Annotated in this window: 13 protein-coding genes; 6 read left to right on the top strand and 7 right to left on the bottom strand. The window is 61.4% G+C overall.

Annotation, left to right across the window (positions count from 1 at the left end):
- Positions 1-2: 2 nt before the first annotated feature.
- The 4 genes from H146_RS0106425 (at position 3) to H146_RS0106415 (ending at position 1,284) form a co-directional block, all read left to right on the top strand.
- Positions 3-290, top strand: a complete 288-nt coding sequence (locus H146_RS0106425; RefSeq protein ID WP_019951047.1) for a HigA family addiction module antitoxin — start codon at positions 3-5, stop codon at positions 288-290.
- 136 nt (positions 291-426) lie between these two features.
- Positions 427-723, top strand: coding sequence for a BrnT family toxin (locus H146_RS20620; protein WP_083920795.1), 297 nt, complete (start codon positions 427-429; stop codon positions 721-723).
- The gene (locus H146_RS0106420) at positions 698-922 is read left to right on the top strand and encodes a BrnA antitoxin family protein (RefSeq protein ID WP_017840074.1); all 225 of its coding nucleotides are present in this window, start codon (positions 698-700) and stop codon (positions 920-922) included. The genes H146_RS20620 and H146_RS0106420 overlap by 26 nt, the downstream gene beginning before the upstream one ends.
- Positions 923-1,041: 119 nt before the next feature.
- Positions 1,042-1,284: a hypothetical protein gene (locus tag H146_RS0106415; RefSeq protein ID WP_019951045.1), complete on the top strand. Its 243-nt coding sequence runs from the start codon at positions 1,042-1,044 to the stop codon at positions 1,282-1,284.
- A gap of 181 nt (positions 1,285-1,465) precedes the next feature.
- Here H146_RS0106415 and preA read toward each other — a convergent pair whose 3' ends face one another.
- The 4 genes from preA to H146_RS0106395 all read right to left on the bottom strand — a co-directional run bounded on the left by preA (position 1,466) and on the right by H146_RS0106395 (position 6,619).
- Positions 1,466-2,764 (bottom strand): NAD-dependent dihydropyrimidine dehydrogenase subunit PreA, encoded by a 1,299-nt coding sequence (gene preA / locus H146_RS0106410; RefSeq protein WP_019951044.1) that lies wholly within the window; start codon positions 2,762-2,764, stop codon positions 1,466-1,468.
- Positions 2,764-4,149, bottom strand: a complete 1,386-nt coding sequence (locus H146_RS0106405) for an NAD(P)-dependent oxidoreductase (protein ID WP_019951043.1) — start codon at positions 4,147-4,149, stop codon at positions 2,764-2,766. The genes preA and H146_RS0106405 overlap by 1 nt, the downstream gene beginning before the upstream one ends.
- 84 nt (positions 4,150-4,233) lie before the next feature.
- Positions 4,234-5,673, bottom strand: coding sequence for a dihydropyrimidinase (hydA, locus tag H146_RS0106400; protein WP_019951042.1), 1,440 nt, complete (start codon positions 5,671-5,673; stop codon positions 4,234-4,236).
- Between the two features lie 79 nt (positions 5,674-5,752).
- On the bottom strand, positions 5,753-6,619 hold the full coding sequence (locus tag H146_RS0106395; protein WP_019951041.1) for a nitrilase-related carbon-nitrogen hydrolase: 867 nt from the start codon (positions 6,617-6,619) through the stop codon (positions 5,753-5,755).
- A 634-nt stretch (positions 6,620-7,253) separates the two neighbouring features.
- Here H146_RS0106395 and H146_RS0106390 point away from each other — a divergent pair.
- A complete protein-coding gene (locus H146_RS0106390; protein ID WP_033195492.1) occupies positions 7,254-8,753 on the top strand; it encodes an NCS1 family nucleobase:cation symporter-1 in 1,500 nt (499 codons plus the stop codon).
- A gap of 222 nt (positions 8,754-8,975) precedes the next feature.
- Here the strand turns inward: H146_RS0106390 and H146_RS0106385 are convergent, their stop codons facing one another.
- From H146_RS0106385 to H146_RS0106375, 3 genes are all read right to left on the bottom strand, one after another.
- Positions 8,976-10,193, bottom strand: a complete 1,218-nt coding sequence (locus H146_RS0106385) for an aldose epimerase family protein (RefSeq protein ID WP_019951039.1) — start codon at positions 10,191-10,193, stop codon at positions 8,976-8,978.
- Between the two features lie 306 nt (positions 10,194-10,499).
- Positions 10,500-13,103 (bottom strand): carbohydrate-binding protein, encoded by a 2,604-nt coding sequence (locus H146_RS0106380; RefSeq protein ID WP_169433463.1) that lies wholly within the window; start codon positions 13,101-13,103, stop codon positions 10,500-10,502.
- 414 nt (positions 13,104-13,517) lie between these two features.
- Positions 13,518-14,147: a cell wall hydrolase gene (locus tag H146_RS0106375; RefSeq protein WP_019951037.1), complete on the bottom strand. Its 630-nt coding sequence runs from the start codon at positions 14,145-14,147 to the stop codon at positions 13,518-13,520.
- A gap of 313 nt (positions 14,148-14,460) precedes the next feature.
- Between H146_RS0106375 and H146_RS0106370 the strand changes: the two genes are divergently transcribed.
- On the top strand, positions 14,461-15,849 hold the full coding sequence (locus H146_RS0106370; RefSeq protein ID WP_019951036.1) for an amidase: 1,389 nt from the start codon (positions 14,461-14,463) through the stop codon (positions 15,847-15,849).
- Positions 15,850-15,887: the final 38 nt, after the last annotated feature.

Raw genomic sequence — 15,887 nt, 5'->3', positions numbered from 1 at the left:
CGATGTTGATGCACAACCCCTCCCACCCTGGTGAAGTGTTGCGTGAGCTTTGTCTGGAGCCTATGGGCCTCTCTGTAACGGCCGCTGCAGAAGCATTGGGAGTCAGTCGAAAAACCCTGAGTGCTGTGTTGAACGGCAAAGCTGGTATTAGTCCAGAGATGGCTATTCGGCTTTCTATTGCGTTTGATACTTCGGCAGAGAGTTGGCTGAATCAGCAGTCTCAGTATGAGCTCTGGCATGCTGAGCAGCATCGTAAAGAGCTCAAGGTCAAGAAGCTTGTCGCCGCTTGAAGCAACACATAACCAGGTCATGCACCGGATGTCAAAATCTTCGCTCCGCTCCGGTTTTGCCACCGGTGATGGTGGGCGGTTAACAGTATCTAGCCCGGCGGCTTGACAATAATTATAAAGTAACTACAATGTAGTTATGAGTCACTATTCCTTTGACTGGGATCCTCGTAAGGATGCCGCTAATCGCACGAAGCATGACGTCTCGTTCCAGGAGGCTAAAACTGCCTTTACGGATGAGTTTGCACGTCTTATAGCTGACCCAGACCATTCTGAAGAGGAGGACCGGTTCATTCTCCTCGGCACGAGCATCCATTCTCGCTTGTTGGTTGTATGTCACTGCGTTAGAGATGGTGAGGTGATCCGAATTATCTCTGCCCGTAAGGCAAATAGGCGAGAACGAAAAACATATGAAGGGTACAGACATGCGCGATAACTATGACTTTTCCGATTCCGTCAAGAATCCATACGCCAAGAAACTCAAGAAGCAGGTTACGATCCGGCTGGATGAAGATACCGTTGCGTACTTTAAGAATCTTGCCGAGGAAAAGGACCTTCCGTACCAGAGCCTTATCAATCTCTATCTACGGGATTGCGCTCAGTCACACAAGGATCTAAAAATTGAGTGGCAGTGAACTGTTAACAAACGGCTTCTGTCGGACAGGAAAAAATTTCGGCCGGAAAGCGGCCTGCACTTTTGCCTGCCGCAGAGCCGGGCGTTATGTGTACAAAGGTTCGACCCTGGAGATCGTAAATGGAAGATGATTTTGAAATCGAGATGAGCCCTTTGTGTCAGGAACTAACGGCTGATGGAAAAACCGTCAAAGTAGAGATCTACCGTGGCGACACTGGCGGCTGGATTCTCGAGGTGGTAGATGAGTTCAACAATTCCACGGTGTGGGATGATGAATTTGATAGTGACGCGGCAGCTCTGGATGAGGTGAAAGCAACGATCCGGGATGAGAGCATTGATTCTTTGATTGGCATTGACTCATGACCGCCGCTAAACAATGGCGTTAGAAGACCACCGTGAACCGTGGCTGACACATTTTCAGATGTGAACTGCAGAGGCTTTGGCGGTTCCGGGTACCCGCCATCGCTGGCGGGTACCCTGTCGGCCTGCCTGCGGCATCAACCATCCGTCCTTTGAAGACAGTCGCCCTTTGAGACAGTGAGTGTTATGCCAGCTCCCGAAACGGATTGCGCGGGTCCTCATCCCAGCTCATGAAGGGCTTGCCGGTTGATTGCGGCACCATGCTGATACACCCCTCCACCGGGCAGGTGATCTGACACAGATTGCAGCCCACGCACGCCGCCTCGATGATTTCGTAGCGTCGCGTACCGTCCTCTTCGGCAAGTTTGGCAATCGACTGGTGGGAGGTGTCCTCGCAGGCGATGTAGCAGCGCCCGCACTGGATGCACTGCTGCTGATCGATGTGGGCGATGGTCTGGAAGTTCATGTCGAGATGCTTCCAGTCAGTGGTGTTGTCCACGGCCCGGCCGGTGACATCGGCCAGCCGGCGATAGCCCTTTGAGACCATCCAGCGGGCCAGGCCGTCCTGCAATTCCTCGACGATGCGAAAGCCATGCAGCATGGCGGCGGTGCAAACCTGGACCGCGCCGGCACCCAGGGCGACGAACTCGGCGGCATCCTGCCAGCTGGAGATGCCGCCGATACCGCAGATCGGCAGGCCGGCGCTCTGCGGGTCGCGGGCGATCTCGGCGACCATGTTGAGGGCGATCGGCTTGACCGCCGCGCCGCAATAGCCGCCGTGGGTGCTCTGATGGCCGACGATGGGTCGGGCAATCATGCGGTCCAGATCGACCGAGGTGATCGAGTTGACGGTGTTGATCAGCGATACCGCATCGGCACCGCCAAGTTTCGCCGCCCGCGAGGCCGCGCGAATGTCGGTGATGTTGGGGGTCAGCTTGACGATCACCGGCAGCCGCGAGTGTGTCTTGCACCAGCGCGTGACCTGCTCGATCAGATCCGGGTTCTGGCCTACCGCGGCCCCCATGCCGCGCTCCGGCATGCCGTGCGGACAGCCCAGGTTGAGCTCGATACCGTCGGCGCCGGTGGCCTCGACGCGGGGCAGGATGGCGCGCCAGCTCTCCTCCACGCAGGGCACCATCAGCGAGACGATCAGCGCGCGGTCGGGCCAGCGCTGCTTGACCTCGCTGATCTCGCGCAGGTTGGTCTCCAGCGGTCGGTCGGTGATCAGTTCGATGTTGTTAAAACCGAGCACATCACGATTATGGCCGAAGTGCGCTGAATAGCGCGACGAGACGTTGACCGCCGGCGGATCCTCGCCCAGCGTTTTCCATACCACGCCGCCCCAGCCGGCCGCGAAGGCGCGTTCGACGTTATACGCCTTGTCGGTAGGCGGGGCCGAGGCGAGCCAGAAAGGGTTGGGTGAGCGGATGCCGGCGAACTCGATGGCGAGATCGACATCCAGTTGACGAGTGGGGGCTTTCATCACGCGACCTCCTGTTGGGCCATGAGGTCCTGGTGAATGGCCTCGGCGGCCAGCTTGCCGTGCTGCACCGCCTGAACGGTCAGATCCTCGCCCGGGGCGATGCAGTCACCGCCGGCGTAGACCCCTTGTCTGGTGGTACGAAAATGGCCGTCGACGCGGATGCGGCCGAGTTCGCGGGCCAACTCCCCGGCTTCGGCCAGGCTGTGGTCGTCGAAACACTGGCCGATGGCGCTGAAGACGGCATCGGCGCCGATCTCGAAGGTCTCGCCGGTGCCTGCCAGGTTGCCATCACGCAGTTCGGTACGCTCAAAACGCATCCCGGCAAGGCGCCCGGTATGATCGAGCAGCACCTGCTCGGGACGCGCCCAGGTGAGGATGCGCACGCCGTTGGCGCGGGCGATTTCCTGCTCATGAGCGGTGGCGGCCATCGCTTCCACACCGCGACGATAGACCAGCGTGACCGCCTCGGCGCCAAGACGCGCCATCTGTACGGCCATATCGACAGCGGTATTGCCGGCGCCGATCACCACGCAGCGTCGCGCCAGTGGCAACTGGAGAAGATCGTCGCTCTGGCGCAGTTCGCGAATGTAGTCGGTCGCCGGCAGCAGCCCCGGCGTGGCGACGCCCGGCGCATTCTCGTCGTCAAGCCCCAGGCGGCGATTGTCGCCCAGCCCGAGGCCCAGAAAGACCGCATCGTGGTGGCGCTCCAGGGTGTCGAGATCAAGGTTGTCGCCGAGGCGCTGGCCATAGCGGATCTCGATACCGCCGATGGCGAGCAGGAAATCGATCTCCTTTTGCGCGTAGTCGTCGACCAGCTTGTAGCGGGCGATACCGTACTCGTTGAGTCCACCGGGCTTGTGCCGGGCCTCGTAGAGGGTCACGCGGTGGCCGTGGGTGGCGAGGCGATGGGCGCAGGAGAGCCCCGCCGGGCCGGCGCCGACCACGGCGACATGGCGCCCGCTATCGGCGCTCCGCACGAAGGGGTGTTGGGCAAAATGCATGTGGTCGATGGCGTAGCGCTGCAGTCGGCCGATCAGCACCGGCTGACACTCGGCATGGTGGTTACGCACGCAGTGCTGCTCGCAGAGAATCTCGGTGGGGCAGACGCGCGCGCAGCTGCCGCCGAGGATGTTCTCTTCAAGAATGGTCTGGGCGGCGCCGTTGATGTTGTCCTCGCTGATCTCACGGATGAAGCGCGGGATGTCGATGTCCGAGGGGCAGGCTTCGATGCAGGGCGCATCATGGCAGTAGAGGCAGCGCTGGCTCTCGATGATCGCCTGGCGCTGGGTCAGGGGCGGATGCAGGTCGCGAAAGCCGGCCTCAACCTTCTCGCGCTCGGCGATGACATCACCGACCTGCGGCAGATGCTTGAGTGAATCGTTCACGGTCGTTCTCCTCCGGTGGCGTCGGGCGCCTCAGCGCCCGCGGACCGGTGTAATTATTGTGGTCTGTCGGATGATCGCGGTGGGTCAGCGTGCCACCGGGGTGGGGGCCGTGCGTTCGGCACGCTTTTTGAGCACATCGAAGATGCCCGGCCAGGCGGGACGCTGTAGATAGCGGCCGGCACCGCGTTCGGCACGCAGGTCGCCGTCGCACCACACCCATCGGCCCTGGCTTATGGTATGGCGCGCAATACCGGTGACGGTGCGCCCCTCGAAGATATTGAAGTCGACATTCATGTGGTGGGTCGACGCCGAGATGGTGCGCGTGCCGTTGGGATCCCATACCACCAGGTCGGCGTCCGCGCCCACCCGGATCACTCCCTTGCGCGGGTAGAGGTTGAAAATTCGCGCGGTGTTGGTGGAGGTGATGGCGACGAAATCCTGCATCGACAGGCGTCCGCCGCCCACCCCGGCGTCCCACAGCAGCGCCATGCGGTCTTCGATACCGGCCGTGCCGTTGGGGATTTTGGTGAAATCCTCGCTGCCCATCATCTTCTGCTCGGCGCAGAAGCAGCAGTGGTCGGTGGCGGTGGTCTGCAGGTTGCCGGACTGCAGTCCGGTCCACAGCGCGGCCTGATGTTCGGGGCTGCGAAAGGGCGGGCTCATGACGTGGGCGGCGGCCTGCAGCCACTCCTTGTGGCGGTAAACGCTGTCGTCGATCAGCAGATGACCGGCGAGGCACTCGCCGTAGACCGGCTGTCCCTGGCGGCGCGCATAGGTGATCTCGTCGAGGGCGTCGCGGGTAGAGACATGGACGACGTAGACCGGCGCGCCCAGGGTGCCGGCGATACGGATGGCGCGGCTGGCGGCTTCGCCCTCGACCTGCGGCGGACGTGACAGCGGGTGCGCCTCGGGGCCCGTCATGCCCTCGGCGAGCAGCTTCTGTTGCATGTGGTAGACCAGCTCGCCGTTCTCGGCGTGCACTGTGGGCACCGCGCCGAGTTCCAGGCAGCGAGTGAAGCTGGCGACCAGAATATCGTCGGTGGCCATGATGGCGTTCTTGTAGGCCATGAAGTGCTTGAAGCTGTTGACGCCATGCTCACGCACCAGGGTGCTCATCTCGTCATGCACGCTGTCGTCCCACCAGGTGATGGCGACATGAAAGGCGTAGTCGCTGGCGGCCTTCTCCGCCCAGCCGCGCCAGGTTTGGAAGGCTTCCAGCAGCGACTGGCCGGGCTGAGGGATGACGAAGTCGATGATCGAGGTGGTGCCGCCGGCCAGCCCGGCGGCGGTGCCGGTATAGAAATCCTCGCTGGCCACCGTGCCCATGAAGGGCAGCTGCATATGGGTATGCGGGTCAATGCCGCCGGGTATCACGTACTGGCCGCCGGCGTCGATGACCTCGGCGCCGGTGGGCACCTCCAGGTCACTGCCGACGGCGGTAATCACGCCGTTATCGCACAGCACGTCGGCGCGGAAGCTGTCGTCGTGGTTGACCACGGTGCCGCCACGTATCAGTAGTGTCATGGTCTCTCTCCCGATTATCGTTGTGGTCGACCGCCCGCGTGACGAGGGTCGCGGGGCCGCAGCGCGCGCCCGATGATGACTATTCGCCGTCGGTCAGACGTCGATAGGTTTCCGGACGGCGGTCGCGGAAAAACTGCCAGGTGTTGCGTACCTCGCGCACCATGTTCAGATCGACGTCGTGAATCAGCAGCTCATCCTCGTCGCGGCTGGCGCGGGCCTCGATCTGACCGCACGGGTTGGCGATATAGGAACTGCCGTAGAATTCGCCGATATGCCAGGGGGCCTCATTGCCGACGCGATTGATGGCCGCCACGAAGTAGCCGTTGGCAGCGGCCGAGGCGGGCTGCTCCAGCTCCCACAGATACTGCGACAGGCCGGCTACCGTCGCTGAAGGGTTAAAGACGATTTCGGCGCCGTTGAGCGCCAGCGCCCGCCATCCTTCCGGAAAGTGACGGTCGTAGCAGATATAGACACCGATTTTGCCGTAGGCGGTGTCGAACACCGGCCAGTTCGACTGCCCCGGTTTGAAGAAGTATTTCTCCCAGAAGCCGGCGACCTGGGGGATATGGGTCTTGTGGTACTTGCCCAGATAACTGCCGTCGGCATCGAAAACCGCCGCGGTGTTGTAGTAGATACCGGGCGCCTCCTCCTCGAACACCGGCACGATGATCACCATGCGGTGCCGGGCGGCCAGCGCCTGCATCATTTTACAGGTGGGTCCTTCGGGTACTCTTTCGGCGGCGGCGTACCATTTGCTGTCCTGGCTGGGACAGAAATAGGGCTGATTGAACACCTCCTGAAAGCAGAGCACCTGCACGCCGGCTTGAGCGGCCTTTTCGATCCACGGCAGGTGCGCCTCATTCATCGCATCGCGAATCGCTGCCGGCTGCTGGTCGGTATCGGCTTTCAGGCCCATCTGAATCAGGCCGATTTTTATTGTCGACATGCCACTACTCCCCCTGACGTTGTGCGTTTTGAACCCGGTAAACATCGTTGATCTGCCACCCTGGGCGACATCTATGGCGACGTTTTAGTGGGAAAAACAAAACCTGACTGTGAAGACAGCTTTTGTGGAAAGTAATCGAAAATAAATGGTCATGACAAGTCTCATCGAGAAGATGCTGGCGCCTCTTCAGGGCGATAAATAAGCGTATACAGATACGCCTGTTCATTCTGGCGAAAGCGCCTTTCTTTTTTGGTGCAGCGTCTTTATCAATTGTTATATATAAATATTGTTGTGATATTTGGCCGGGTTTGGAGCGCGGTTGGCCTTTTGTTTGCACTCTTTTGGAGCGGCTTTGGTATGAGAAATTAAAGCGTTTCGAATCTAATTGCCGTTGAGCTGAAAATATTTCATGAAACTGACCGATTGGTCAGTTTTGGTCGGCAAGGATCAGTTTTGGTCGGCAAGGAAAAGAACTTGCACTCTCCTTCAGGCAATATGAAGTGTCTTTTGTGAATTGAAAAATGGTGCTTTCCTGCATTCAGGCACACTTCTTGCGAGCGCTGTTGTGAATGTCATGCCGCCCCGTTGATGCAACCGGGCCGGGGCGCAACAGTCTGATGAGGAGTCGATAACAATGACGAAAGAGACATCCATGGCCGTACAGCGTGGCGAGCTCGTCGAACTGGAAATCGGCAGGGACGTGCAGCAGAGCTCGCGCTTCAACGAGGATATCGCGCCGACGCGCCTGCAGGAGCGCAGCTGGTCGCGCTGGAATGTCGCCGCGCTATGGGTCGGCATGGCGATCTGCGTGCCGACCTATACGCTGGGTGGTGTGCTGACGGCCTATTTCGGTCTATCGGTCGGCGAGGCGCTACTGACCATTTTGCTGGCCAATATCGTGGTGCTGGTGCCGTTGACGCTGAACGCCTTTCCCGGTACCAAATTTGGTATTCCCTTTCCGGTGGTGCTGCGCTCTTCCTTTGGCATTCGCGGCTCCAATGTACCCTGCCTGATTCGGGCGCTGGTGGGGTGTGGCTGGTTCGGTATTCAGACCATGTTCGGTGGCCTGGCCATTCATCTGCTGCTGGCGGCCATTTTTCCGCCCTGGCGCGCCCTGGGCGGGCTGGGTGAGGTGATCGGCTTCTTTCTGTTTGGTGCGCTCAATCTCTATGTGGTGATTCGTGGCGCGGAGTCGATCAAATGGCTGGAGACGCTGGCGGCACCGCTGTTGCTGGCGGTCGGCGTGGGGCTGATGGTGTGGGCGATGCCGCACGTATCGGTGGCCGAACTGCTGGCGCAGCCGCCCTCGCGGCCTGAAGGGGCGTCGGTGTATGGCTACTTCTTCGCCGGTCTCACCGCGATGGTCGGGTTCTGGGCCACCCTGTCGCTCAATATTCCCGACTTCAGCCGTTTTGCCAAAAGTCAGAAGGATCAGATTGTCGGCCAGATTATCGGTCTGCCGCTGACGATGTTCTTCTTCGCGTCGCTGGGGGTTGTGATGACCGCCGCCTCGGCCTCGCTGGTGGGCGAGACGGTCGCCGACCCGGTCAACCTGATCGGGCATATCGACAGCCCCTTCTGGGTGGTGATCGCCATGGTGCTGATCATTGTGGCCACTCTGTCGACCAACACCGCGGCCAATATCGTGTCGCCTACCAACGACTTTCAGAATATCGCGCCGAAGCTGATCAATCAGACCCGCGGTACCCTGTTGACCGGGCTGGTGGGGGTGCTGCTGATGGGCTATGACCTGCTGCAGAAGGCCGGGGCCATCAACGCCGACGTGACGCTTGAAAGCCTCTACTCCAACTGGCTGCTGGGCTACTCGAGCCTGCTGGGGCCGATTGCAGGTATCATGGCGGTGGACTACTTCCTGATACGCCGTCAGCAGCTCGATGTGACCAGTCTTTACAAGGATGGCGCGGCCTATCCGGCGTGGAACCCGGCCGGTTTCATCGCCTTTCTGGTACCGGTGGCGCTGACCCTGTTCTCGCTGATGAGCGGCTATCTGAACTGGTTTTACGACTACGGCTGGTTCACCGGTTCGGCGCTGGGGGCGCTGGTCTATTACCTTGCCAGCCACGGGCTGGCACGCGCCGTGGATGAAAGACTCGCCGGCGGTGCGGTGAAATAATCCTTCGCTGGATCGCGATGGTGGGGCCGTCTCTGTTGTGGCAATGCGATGCCGGCCCCGTTTTGAGCATTGGAATCTGCGGTATGAAAGTAAAGATGCATCCCCACGAGCTCGGTACTGAGCTGCTTCTGAATACCTCTCAGGCCACACTCAGAGAGGGCGCCGCGCTGACGTCTACTTCGCGCCCGGCATCTTCCGATAGCGCTCTTGCTGAAGTGCTTCTTATTCGGGCAGGAACCTGTACACAGTAGTCTGGGTGTATTTCTGGCCGGCCTTGAGTGTCGTCGTCGGGAAATCGGGCTGGTTCGGCGAATTCGGATAGTGCTGTGCCTCCAGCGTGAAGCCGCCCCAGTGGCCCAGCGTGTTGCCGTGTGCGCCCTTGAACGAGCCGTCGAGGAAGTTCGATGTATAGAACTGCACGCCCGGTTCGGAGGTATACATCTCCACCATGCGGCCGGATTGCGGATCGCTGACGCGCGCGGCGAGCTTGTCGAGATCGCCGTCGGTATTGAGTACCCAGTTGAAGTCGTAGCCGCCCTGTTTCGGCTCGGCGTATTTCAGCTGCGGGCTATCGGCATGAATGTTTCTACCGATCGGCGTCGGCGTGGTGAAGTCCATCGGCGTGTCCTTGACGGGCGCCAGCTTGCCGGTCGGAATCAACGTCTTGTTGATCGGCGTGTATTGGTTGGCATTGATCATCGCCACCTGATCCAGCACCGTGCCGCTGCCGGCCCCCGCCAGATTGAAGTAGGTGTGGTTCGTCAGGTTGATCACGGTGTCTTTATCCGAGACCGCCGAATAATGAATGCGAAGATCGTTGTCGTTATCCAGCGTGTAGCGGACTGTCACGGCGAGATCGCCGGGGAAGCCCATCGTGCCGTCCGGCGAGAAATGCGTCAGCTCCACGCCGACTGCGTCGTTGCTGCGGATCGGCGCGGCCGCCCAGATTTTCTGGTCGAAGCCTTCGGTGCCGCCGTGGAGGGTGTTCGGGCCGTCGTTCTTCGGCAGGTTGTAAGTCTTGCCGTCGAGCTTGAAGGTGCCGTTGGCGATGCGGTTGCCGTAGCGGCCGATAATGGCGCCGAAGTAGGTGCTCTGGTGGTCGATGTAGTCCTTGACGTTGTCGAAGCCGAGCGCGATATCCGCCTTCTTGCCATTCTTGTCGGGCAGTACGATCGACTGCACACGGGCGCCGAAGGTGATGACATCGACTGCCATGCCGTTGCGGTTGGTCAGATGATAACGCTCGATCTGTTCGCCCTGAGGGGTCTTGTCGAAATCACTTTCGGTGACCGCCAGGTGCGCTGCGTTGTCGCCCATACCGCTATCGGTCGACTGCTCTTTGGCCGCCGCCATTGCCGGCCCGACCATCAGTGTAGCGGCCAGTGTGGCGGCTGCGCCGAGTCCGAGCAGCGAGTAACGGTTTCCGGGATTGCTGGTCATGATGGCCTCCTGATATCTATTCATGATCTCCTTTCGCGATGTGTGATCCAGATGTCCTGTATCGTTATCGCTCAGGCAATTTATATTAAGATAAATTTCAGACAAGCTCGTCATCTATTCAACATAGACTTTGGTTTCAGGTGACGCAGCGCTCCGCAGGCATGGTTCGATGCCTGGCGTTATACGATTGAAAGCGTTGCGGTTTACAAAGGAGTACCGTGGCAGGTCAGGGCTTCGATGTGCCCCTGGCGTCGACCCTGGTCGCAGGCTGGACCTTCGCTCGTTTTCGGGTACGGAGGCTTGTGATCAAAACCCGGGCGCCTCGTGGGGCTCCTGGGCGTCGGGCACAGCGACACGTCGCGACAGGGTGACGGTGTCGATATCGGGGCCGTAGCTCTCGGCATTGCCCAACACGATCGCCCCGTCGTCGGTCTGCAGATCGAGCGCCATACTCCGCTGCCAGAAGCTGTTCCAGGAGTAGTTGTGCCGGAACGCCAGACGGCTCGTTTGGCCACCGTTTTCCGAGATATCCAGAAAGCGCGTAACCACCTGCGGGTTGTAATTGATGGCATTGCTGAGCGCGGCGTTGGCCGCCGATATCGTGAACACATAGTGCCCCGCCCCGAAGCCTTCCGGCCGCATCATGGTCGCGGTATTCGAGCTGCCGTTGCCGAGATGGACCAGTTTCGTCACGGCCCCGCTGTCGTCCGCGGAGCCGTTGGAGCCGACACTCGGTGCAATCGTGGTTGCCCGGGTTTTACCGGAGAGTGCGAGCGTCTCGGCTTCAAGTGTGATGACGTTGGCCGGATCGGCGTCGGCAGCACGTTCGGTTTCGCCCCGCGTTGTGGTGATGCCGGCCAGGCCGCCATCACCGCGAACGCTGATCTGACTGATACCGACGGGAAGCCATAGGCGCATACCGGGGTGGTCGGTGCGCTTTGAATCACTGTTGGTTTCCAGTCCGATCGGCTGGCCGTTGACGATGATTGTCGCCTCGCCTCGAAAGGACGCCTCGTCCAGCGAGATATCGTGATAGCCGCTTTCAGTCGCCGCGACATAAAAAGTCGCCTCGCCATCGGGGCCGAGCGCAATATCGCCATGGTGACGCCAATCAAGTCGCGCGGACCCGTCGAGCCGAGCGCTCGTGGCGGGATAACGCCGTACGACGCCGTGAGTGATGTCGGTCAGATCAAATCGGTCGAGCGTAATCCCGGCCCCGGGAAGCAGCACGCTGCCATCGCGGCTGGCGCGTAACGACAGCGCGTGCTGGCCTGCGGACAAATCGATGGCGACATCGGTGGTGCCGCGATACGTCGCACTCAGGTCGGCCGGATACTTCACGAGCTGGCGAAATTGCCCATCGACGAACAGGGCGTGTTGTCCGGGTGCCTTGTGGGCTGCGGCAAGGACGGACAGCCGATAACGCCCATCGGCCGGTGCCGTGACCGTCCAGCTGGCGCTGGCATCGGGCGTTTCAAGCGGACCGATGTCATGACTGTTCGAGGCCATGAAATCCCAGGGGTTGTCCGGGTCGTGGTAGCGGGTGTCCGTGCCGGTGAGGCTGGCGTTTTCGGCTTCCGTCGAATCGACCAGTCGATCGCTGACTGCGGGGCGATTCGCCTGCGGCGGTGTGACGAGAACCCGATAGGCGCTGTAGCGATCATCGTTCGGAATCGTGACCGCGGCGTTGCCGTCGCGCACCGACAGGCGCTTGGATACCACCACCGGTGGCAACTCGGAGAGCCCTTCTGCGCCGTTCAGCCGGTCAGCGCGCACGACGACATCGATGGTGTTGCCGAAAAGCGCCGACGGCAGGCCGTGCATTTGCACCTCGATAGCCTGACTGCCGCCGCCCAGCAGTATCCTGGCGCTGGCGTTTTGCTCGTCGAGAGTGGCGAGTCCCTGCAGCGTGTCCGGCGTATCGACCTGCGGCGGCGTCAGGGCGACCGTTTTGCTGCCGGCGAGATCGCCATACCATTTGAAGATCCACCAGCCGCCGTTGGCGCCGTTGGTGCGCGCCGAGTTGTCTGAAAGGTTGCCGGCGTAATTCCAGTAGGCGGTCTGGGCGTCGACTTTTTCCGATTCGAACAGCGATAGCCACTGTACGAGCTGACCGGGCACGCCCATGTCGCGGAGATTGCCGTATTCGGTGATGTTGACCGGTATGTCCGGCAGATCGAGAGACGGCAGCAGCGTTTGATAATTTTCGAAGTGCGTTCGAAACGTGCCAAGGCTGGCCTTGCCGAGTTCATGCCAGATGAAGATGTCCGGCAGTTCATTGCGTTGCCGGGCATAGCGCAGCAGCGCCTCGCTTCGCTGCGGGCGCCATGTGGTATCGCCCGGCCCGCCGATGCGGGCGTGACCCAGATCGTGTTCGGCATATACCGACCGGATCTCTTGATAGGCGGCCGACCAGTCCGCAAGGAACTGCGCTTTCTGATTCGACCAGTCCGGATACCAGTTGTCGCCGTCGGGCTCGTTAAAGGGGATGAAAACATACTGGCGGGGATATTCGGAGTCGGTTGCGATGCGTTCGACCACGCGATGCACGACATCCAGATAGTCCCAGCGCCCGTCGCCGTTCGCATCACCGGGACGATGACCGCCGTTGTACGGCCAGTCGGGGTAGTCGTCCTGGATATAGACGTACAGCTCCCGACCGGCGGTATTGAAGAAAGGTTTTTCGATCTGCAGGACATCGCCGTTCGGGTGCTGACGCCCCTCGGGGGGCTTCTGCGAGCTGTTCGTTACCCGTGCCCCGGCGAGTACCGCCCGCGAGGGTACGCCGGGGTCGGCCAGGCCATATAGCGTACCCGTCGCACCACCGTGAAAATCGCCGTTGGGGCTGCTGAAATCGATAGTGACGGTCTCGCTATCGGCGCCGGCAACCGCTGGCGCGCTGACAGCCATCAGGGTGATCAGCAGCGCCTTTCGCATGATGGGCATCGGATAGCGCGGTGTTGGCCGGCATGGATAACCACGCTTGCCGCGATGGCCTGTGCCACCATACTGTCGTGATTTCATTTTTTCTTCTCTGTTTTAAAAGCGCATTTTCCATGCGGGGTCGCACTTGCCATCGATAGCGGCGATGGATTGCGAACGAATTCGGATCGTCTGTGATGATCTTTCGCCGTGCAACCCATACATAAGGAGTACGACCATTCGCGCATGTCGCGCCCGAAAACCCGCCTCATAGCGATAGTCGGATCGCCGCGGTGCGAGCGCGATAACGCAACCTCCAGGCGGTTATTGCCGCTATTGGGGCGTGAGAACGGATAGTGACGATGGCGGCTTGTCAGGGCCGAGCGTGGAACTGGCGGGAACTCAACCCGGCGGCCGGTAGAAGTCGAATTCACGCGACTGCATGGTGTGAATAAAGCTCGACGCCCAGCTCGGGGTAATGCTCTTGTGGTGAAAAAAGAGCGCACCGCGGGTGCGGTCGGCCAGCTGGCCGTTGAGGGCGAGGCGGGCGATTTCGCGGGCGGTGGCGTACTCGGCCATTTCGTGCGCTTCGTCGGGGCGCCCGTCGCACCACCAGGAGAACTGACAGCGCCCCGTCTCCGAGCCCTCCTGCACGACACCGCACAGGGTGGATGGAAACCGACTGCTGCCGAGTCGATTCATGACCACGTTGGCGACCGCTTCCATCTCGCCCCGCGGTGTGCCCTTGGCTTCCCAGTAGATCGAGCGGGCCAGGCAGCTGACGGCGTCGTTGAGCGGCGCCTGGCCGCGCGGGTCGACCGCACGAACGCCATCACGGCTCAGGCGAACGCCGGAGGGCAGTGGCTGCACGCCGCCGGCATCAGAGGCGCGGCTCTCCAGTATCTCGGCTTTCTGCATTGCCACGGCAGCGCCAGGCGATGTGTTATCGGCCAGTGCCGGTGACAGGGAGAGCGCCAGCGCAATGAGGCCCGCAAGCGATGCGGGTAAAAGGCGGGGCAGCGGTGTCGGCATGGTGGTTCCTGGTCGCGATGGATCGTTCATCCTACGTAATTACCTGGCTGATGTGGAGGGCGCTACCGGTGGCGCTGCTGCCCGAACTCGCGGTGCGCAATGCGCGTCATACGAAGCTGGTAACAACAGTGGCGTTGCAAAGTGCTGAGCTCAATAGCGCACGACTGGATCTCTGCTATGCGCAAAACCGGCCGTTGGGGTTTGCCGCAAGCGCCCTGCTGGATTCCGCATCACTCTGTCCGGCATCTTGCAGTAGCCCGAGAGGTTCCAGGGTTGCAGTATGTAGACATTCCATAATCAAAAGGAGACCGGAATGTCGCTCATGGACTGGTCCGCGACCAGGCTGCTGGCCGGCTATCGCCAGGGCAGGCTGTCGCCGACGGAGTACGTAGACACCCTGATTCCCCATATCGAGCGCTGGGAGCCGCACATCAACGCGCTCTATGAGTTCGATGACAAAACGCTGCGGCGCGATGCCGAGGCTGCCACACGGCGCTGGCAGCGCGGCGAGCCGGCGGGCCCGCTGGAGGGGGTGCCGGTCACGCTCAAGGAGCTGATCGCCATCAAGGGGCGTGTCATTCCGCAGGGTACCGTGGTTACCGACCTGGTGCCGGCCGCCGAGGATGCGCCGCCCACCGCGCGGCTGCGTGAAGATAGCGCCATGATCATGGCACGTACCACCTGTCCCGATTTCGGCATGCTCTCCTCCGGGGTCTCCTCCTTTCACGGTACGACGCGCAATCCGTGGCGGCTGATCAACAATCCCGGCGGTTCCAGTTCGGGGGCGGGTGCTGCCGGCGCGGCGCGGCTGGGCCCGCTACACGTGGGCACCGATATCGGTGGCTCGGTGCGGCTGCCGGCGGCCTGGTGCGGCCTGGTCGGCTTCAAGCCGACGCTGGGTCGTATTCCCATCGACCCCTGGTACCCGGGCCGCTGTGCCGGGCCTATGACAGGCTGCGTCGAGGACGCGGCGCTGCTGATGGCGAGCCTGGCGCGCACCGACCGGCGCGATGCGACCCGCCTGCCGCCCAGCGACATCGACTGGCAGGCGCTGGATGTCGACGTCAGGGGGCTGCGTCTCGGCGTGATGCTGGATGCCGGCTGCGGTATGGCGGTCGAATCGCCCATTCTGGAAGCGGTCGAGTCGGCGGCGGCGCTGTTTGAGCGCGCCGGTGCCGAGCTGGTGCCGATGGTGCCCGTCATGACGCGGCAGATGCTCGACGGGCTGGACAATTTCTGGCGCGCGCGTCAGTGGAAGGCACTGTCCGGACTGCAAGCCGCACAGCGTGAGCGCGTTTTTCCGCTGATCACGCAGTGGGCGGCGCGCGGGGCCGAACTCTCGGCCGTCGACGCGGTGGCCGGCTTCGAGCAGAGTCTGGCGATGCAGCGCGCCACCGCTACCGCTTTCGACGGCGTTGATGCGATTATCTCGCCCACCACGCCCAATATCGCCTTCCCGGCGGACTATGGCCATCCCTCCAACGACCCGGAGCATCCCTTCGAGCATCTCGGTTTTACCCTGCCCTGGAACATGGGCGAACAACCGGCGATTTCGCTCAACGGCGGTTTCAGTCGCGACGGGTTGCCGCTGGGCGTGCAGATCATTGCACCGCGCTTCGCGGATCGTTTGGCGCTGCAGCTGGCCTACAGGCTCGAAAGCGAGCTCGGGCCGGTGACCCGTTGGCCGCAGCCACCGGCCTGATCGCGAGCCTTCACATGAACAATAATTCAGGGAGTGTT

This window comes from Kushneria aurantia DSM 21353, from assembly GCF_000382245.1.
GTDB lineage: Bacteria > Pseudomonadota > Gammaproteobacteria > Pseudomonadales > Halomonadaceae > Kushneria > Kushneria aurantia.
This window is presented reverse-complemented; position numbering and strand designations above follow the sequence as displayed.

Excerpts from the sequence above, each read along its gene's own strand:
- H146_RS0106375 (WP_019951037.1), bottom strand. The coding sequence starts at position 14,147 with ATGCCGACACCGCTGCCCCGCCTTTTACCCGCATCGCTTGCGGGCCTC.
- H146_RS0106385 (WP_019951039.1), bottom strand. The coding sequence starts at position 10,193 with ATGACCAGCAATCCCGGAAACCGTTACTCGCTGCTCGGACTCGGCGCA.
- H146_RS0106370 (WP_019951036.1), top strand. The coding sequence starts at position 14,461 with ATGTCGCTCATGGACTGGTCCGCGACCAGGCTGCTGGCCGGCTATCGC.
- H146_RS0106390 (WP_033195492.1), top strand. The coding sequence starts at position 7,254 with ATGACGAAAGAGACATCCATGGCCGTACAGCGTGGCGAGCTCGTCGAA.
- H146_RS0106420 (WP_017840074.1), top strand. The coding sequence starts at position 698 with ATGAAGGGTACAGACATGCGCGATAACTATGACTTTTCCGATTCCGTC.
- H146_RS0106380 (WP_169433463.1), bottom strand. The coding sequence starts at position 13,103 with ATGGCTGTCAGCGCGCCAGCGGTTGCCGGCGCCGATAGCGAGACCGTC.
- H146_RS0106415 (WP_019951045.1), top strand. The coding sequence starts at position 1,042 with ATGGAAGATGATTTTGAAATCGAGATGAGCCCTTTGTGTCAGGAACTA.
- H146_RS0106395 (WP_019951041.1), bottom strand. The coding sequence starts at position 6,619 with ATGTCGACAATAAAAATCGGCCTGATTCAGATGGGCCTGAAAGCCGAT.
- H146_RS20620 (WP_083920795.1), top strand. The coding sequence starts at position 427 with ATGAGTCACTATTCCTTTGACTGGGATCCTCGTAAGGATGCCGCTAAT.
- H146_RS0106425 (WP_019951047.1), top strand. The coding sequence starts at position 3 with ATGTTGATGCACAACCCCTCCCACCCTGGTGAAGTGTTGCGTGAGCTT.
- hydA (WP_019951042.1), bottom strand. The coding sequence starts at position 5,673 with ATGACACTACTGATACGTGGCGGCACCGTGGTCAACCACGACGACAGC.
- preA (WP_019951044.1), bottom strand. The coding sequence starts at position 2,764 with ATGAAAGCCCCCACTCGTCAACTGGATGTCGATCTCGCCATCGAGTTC.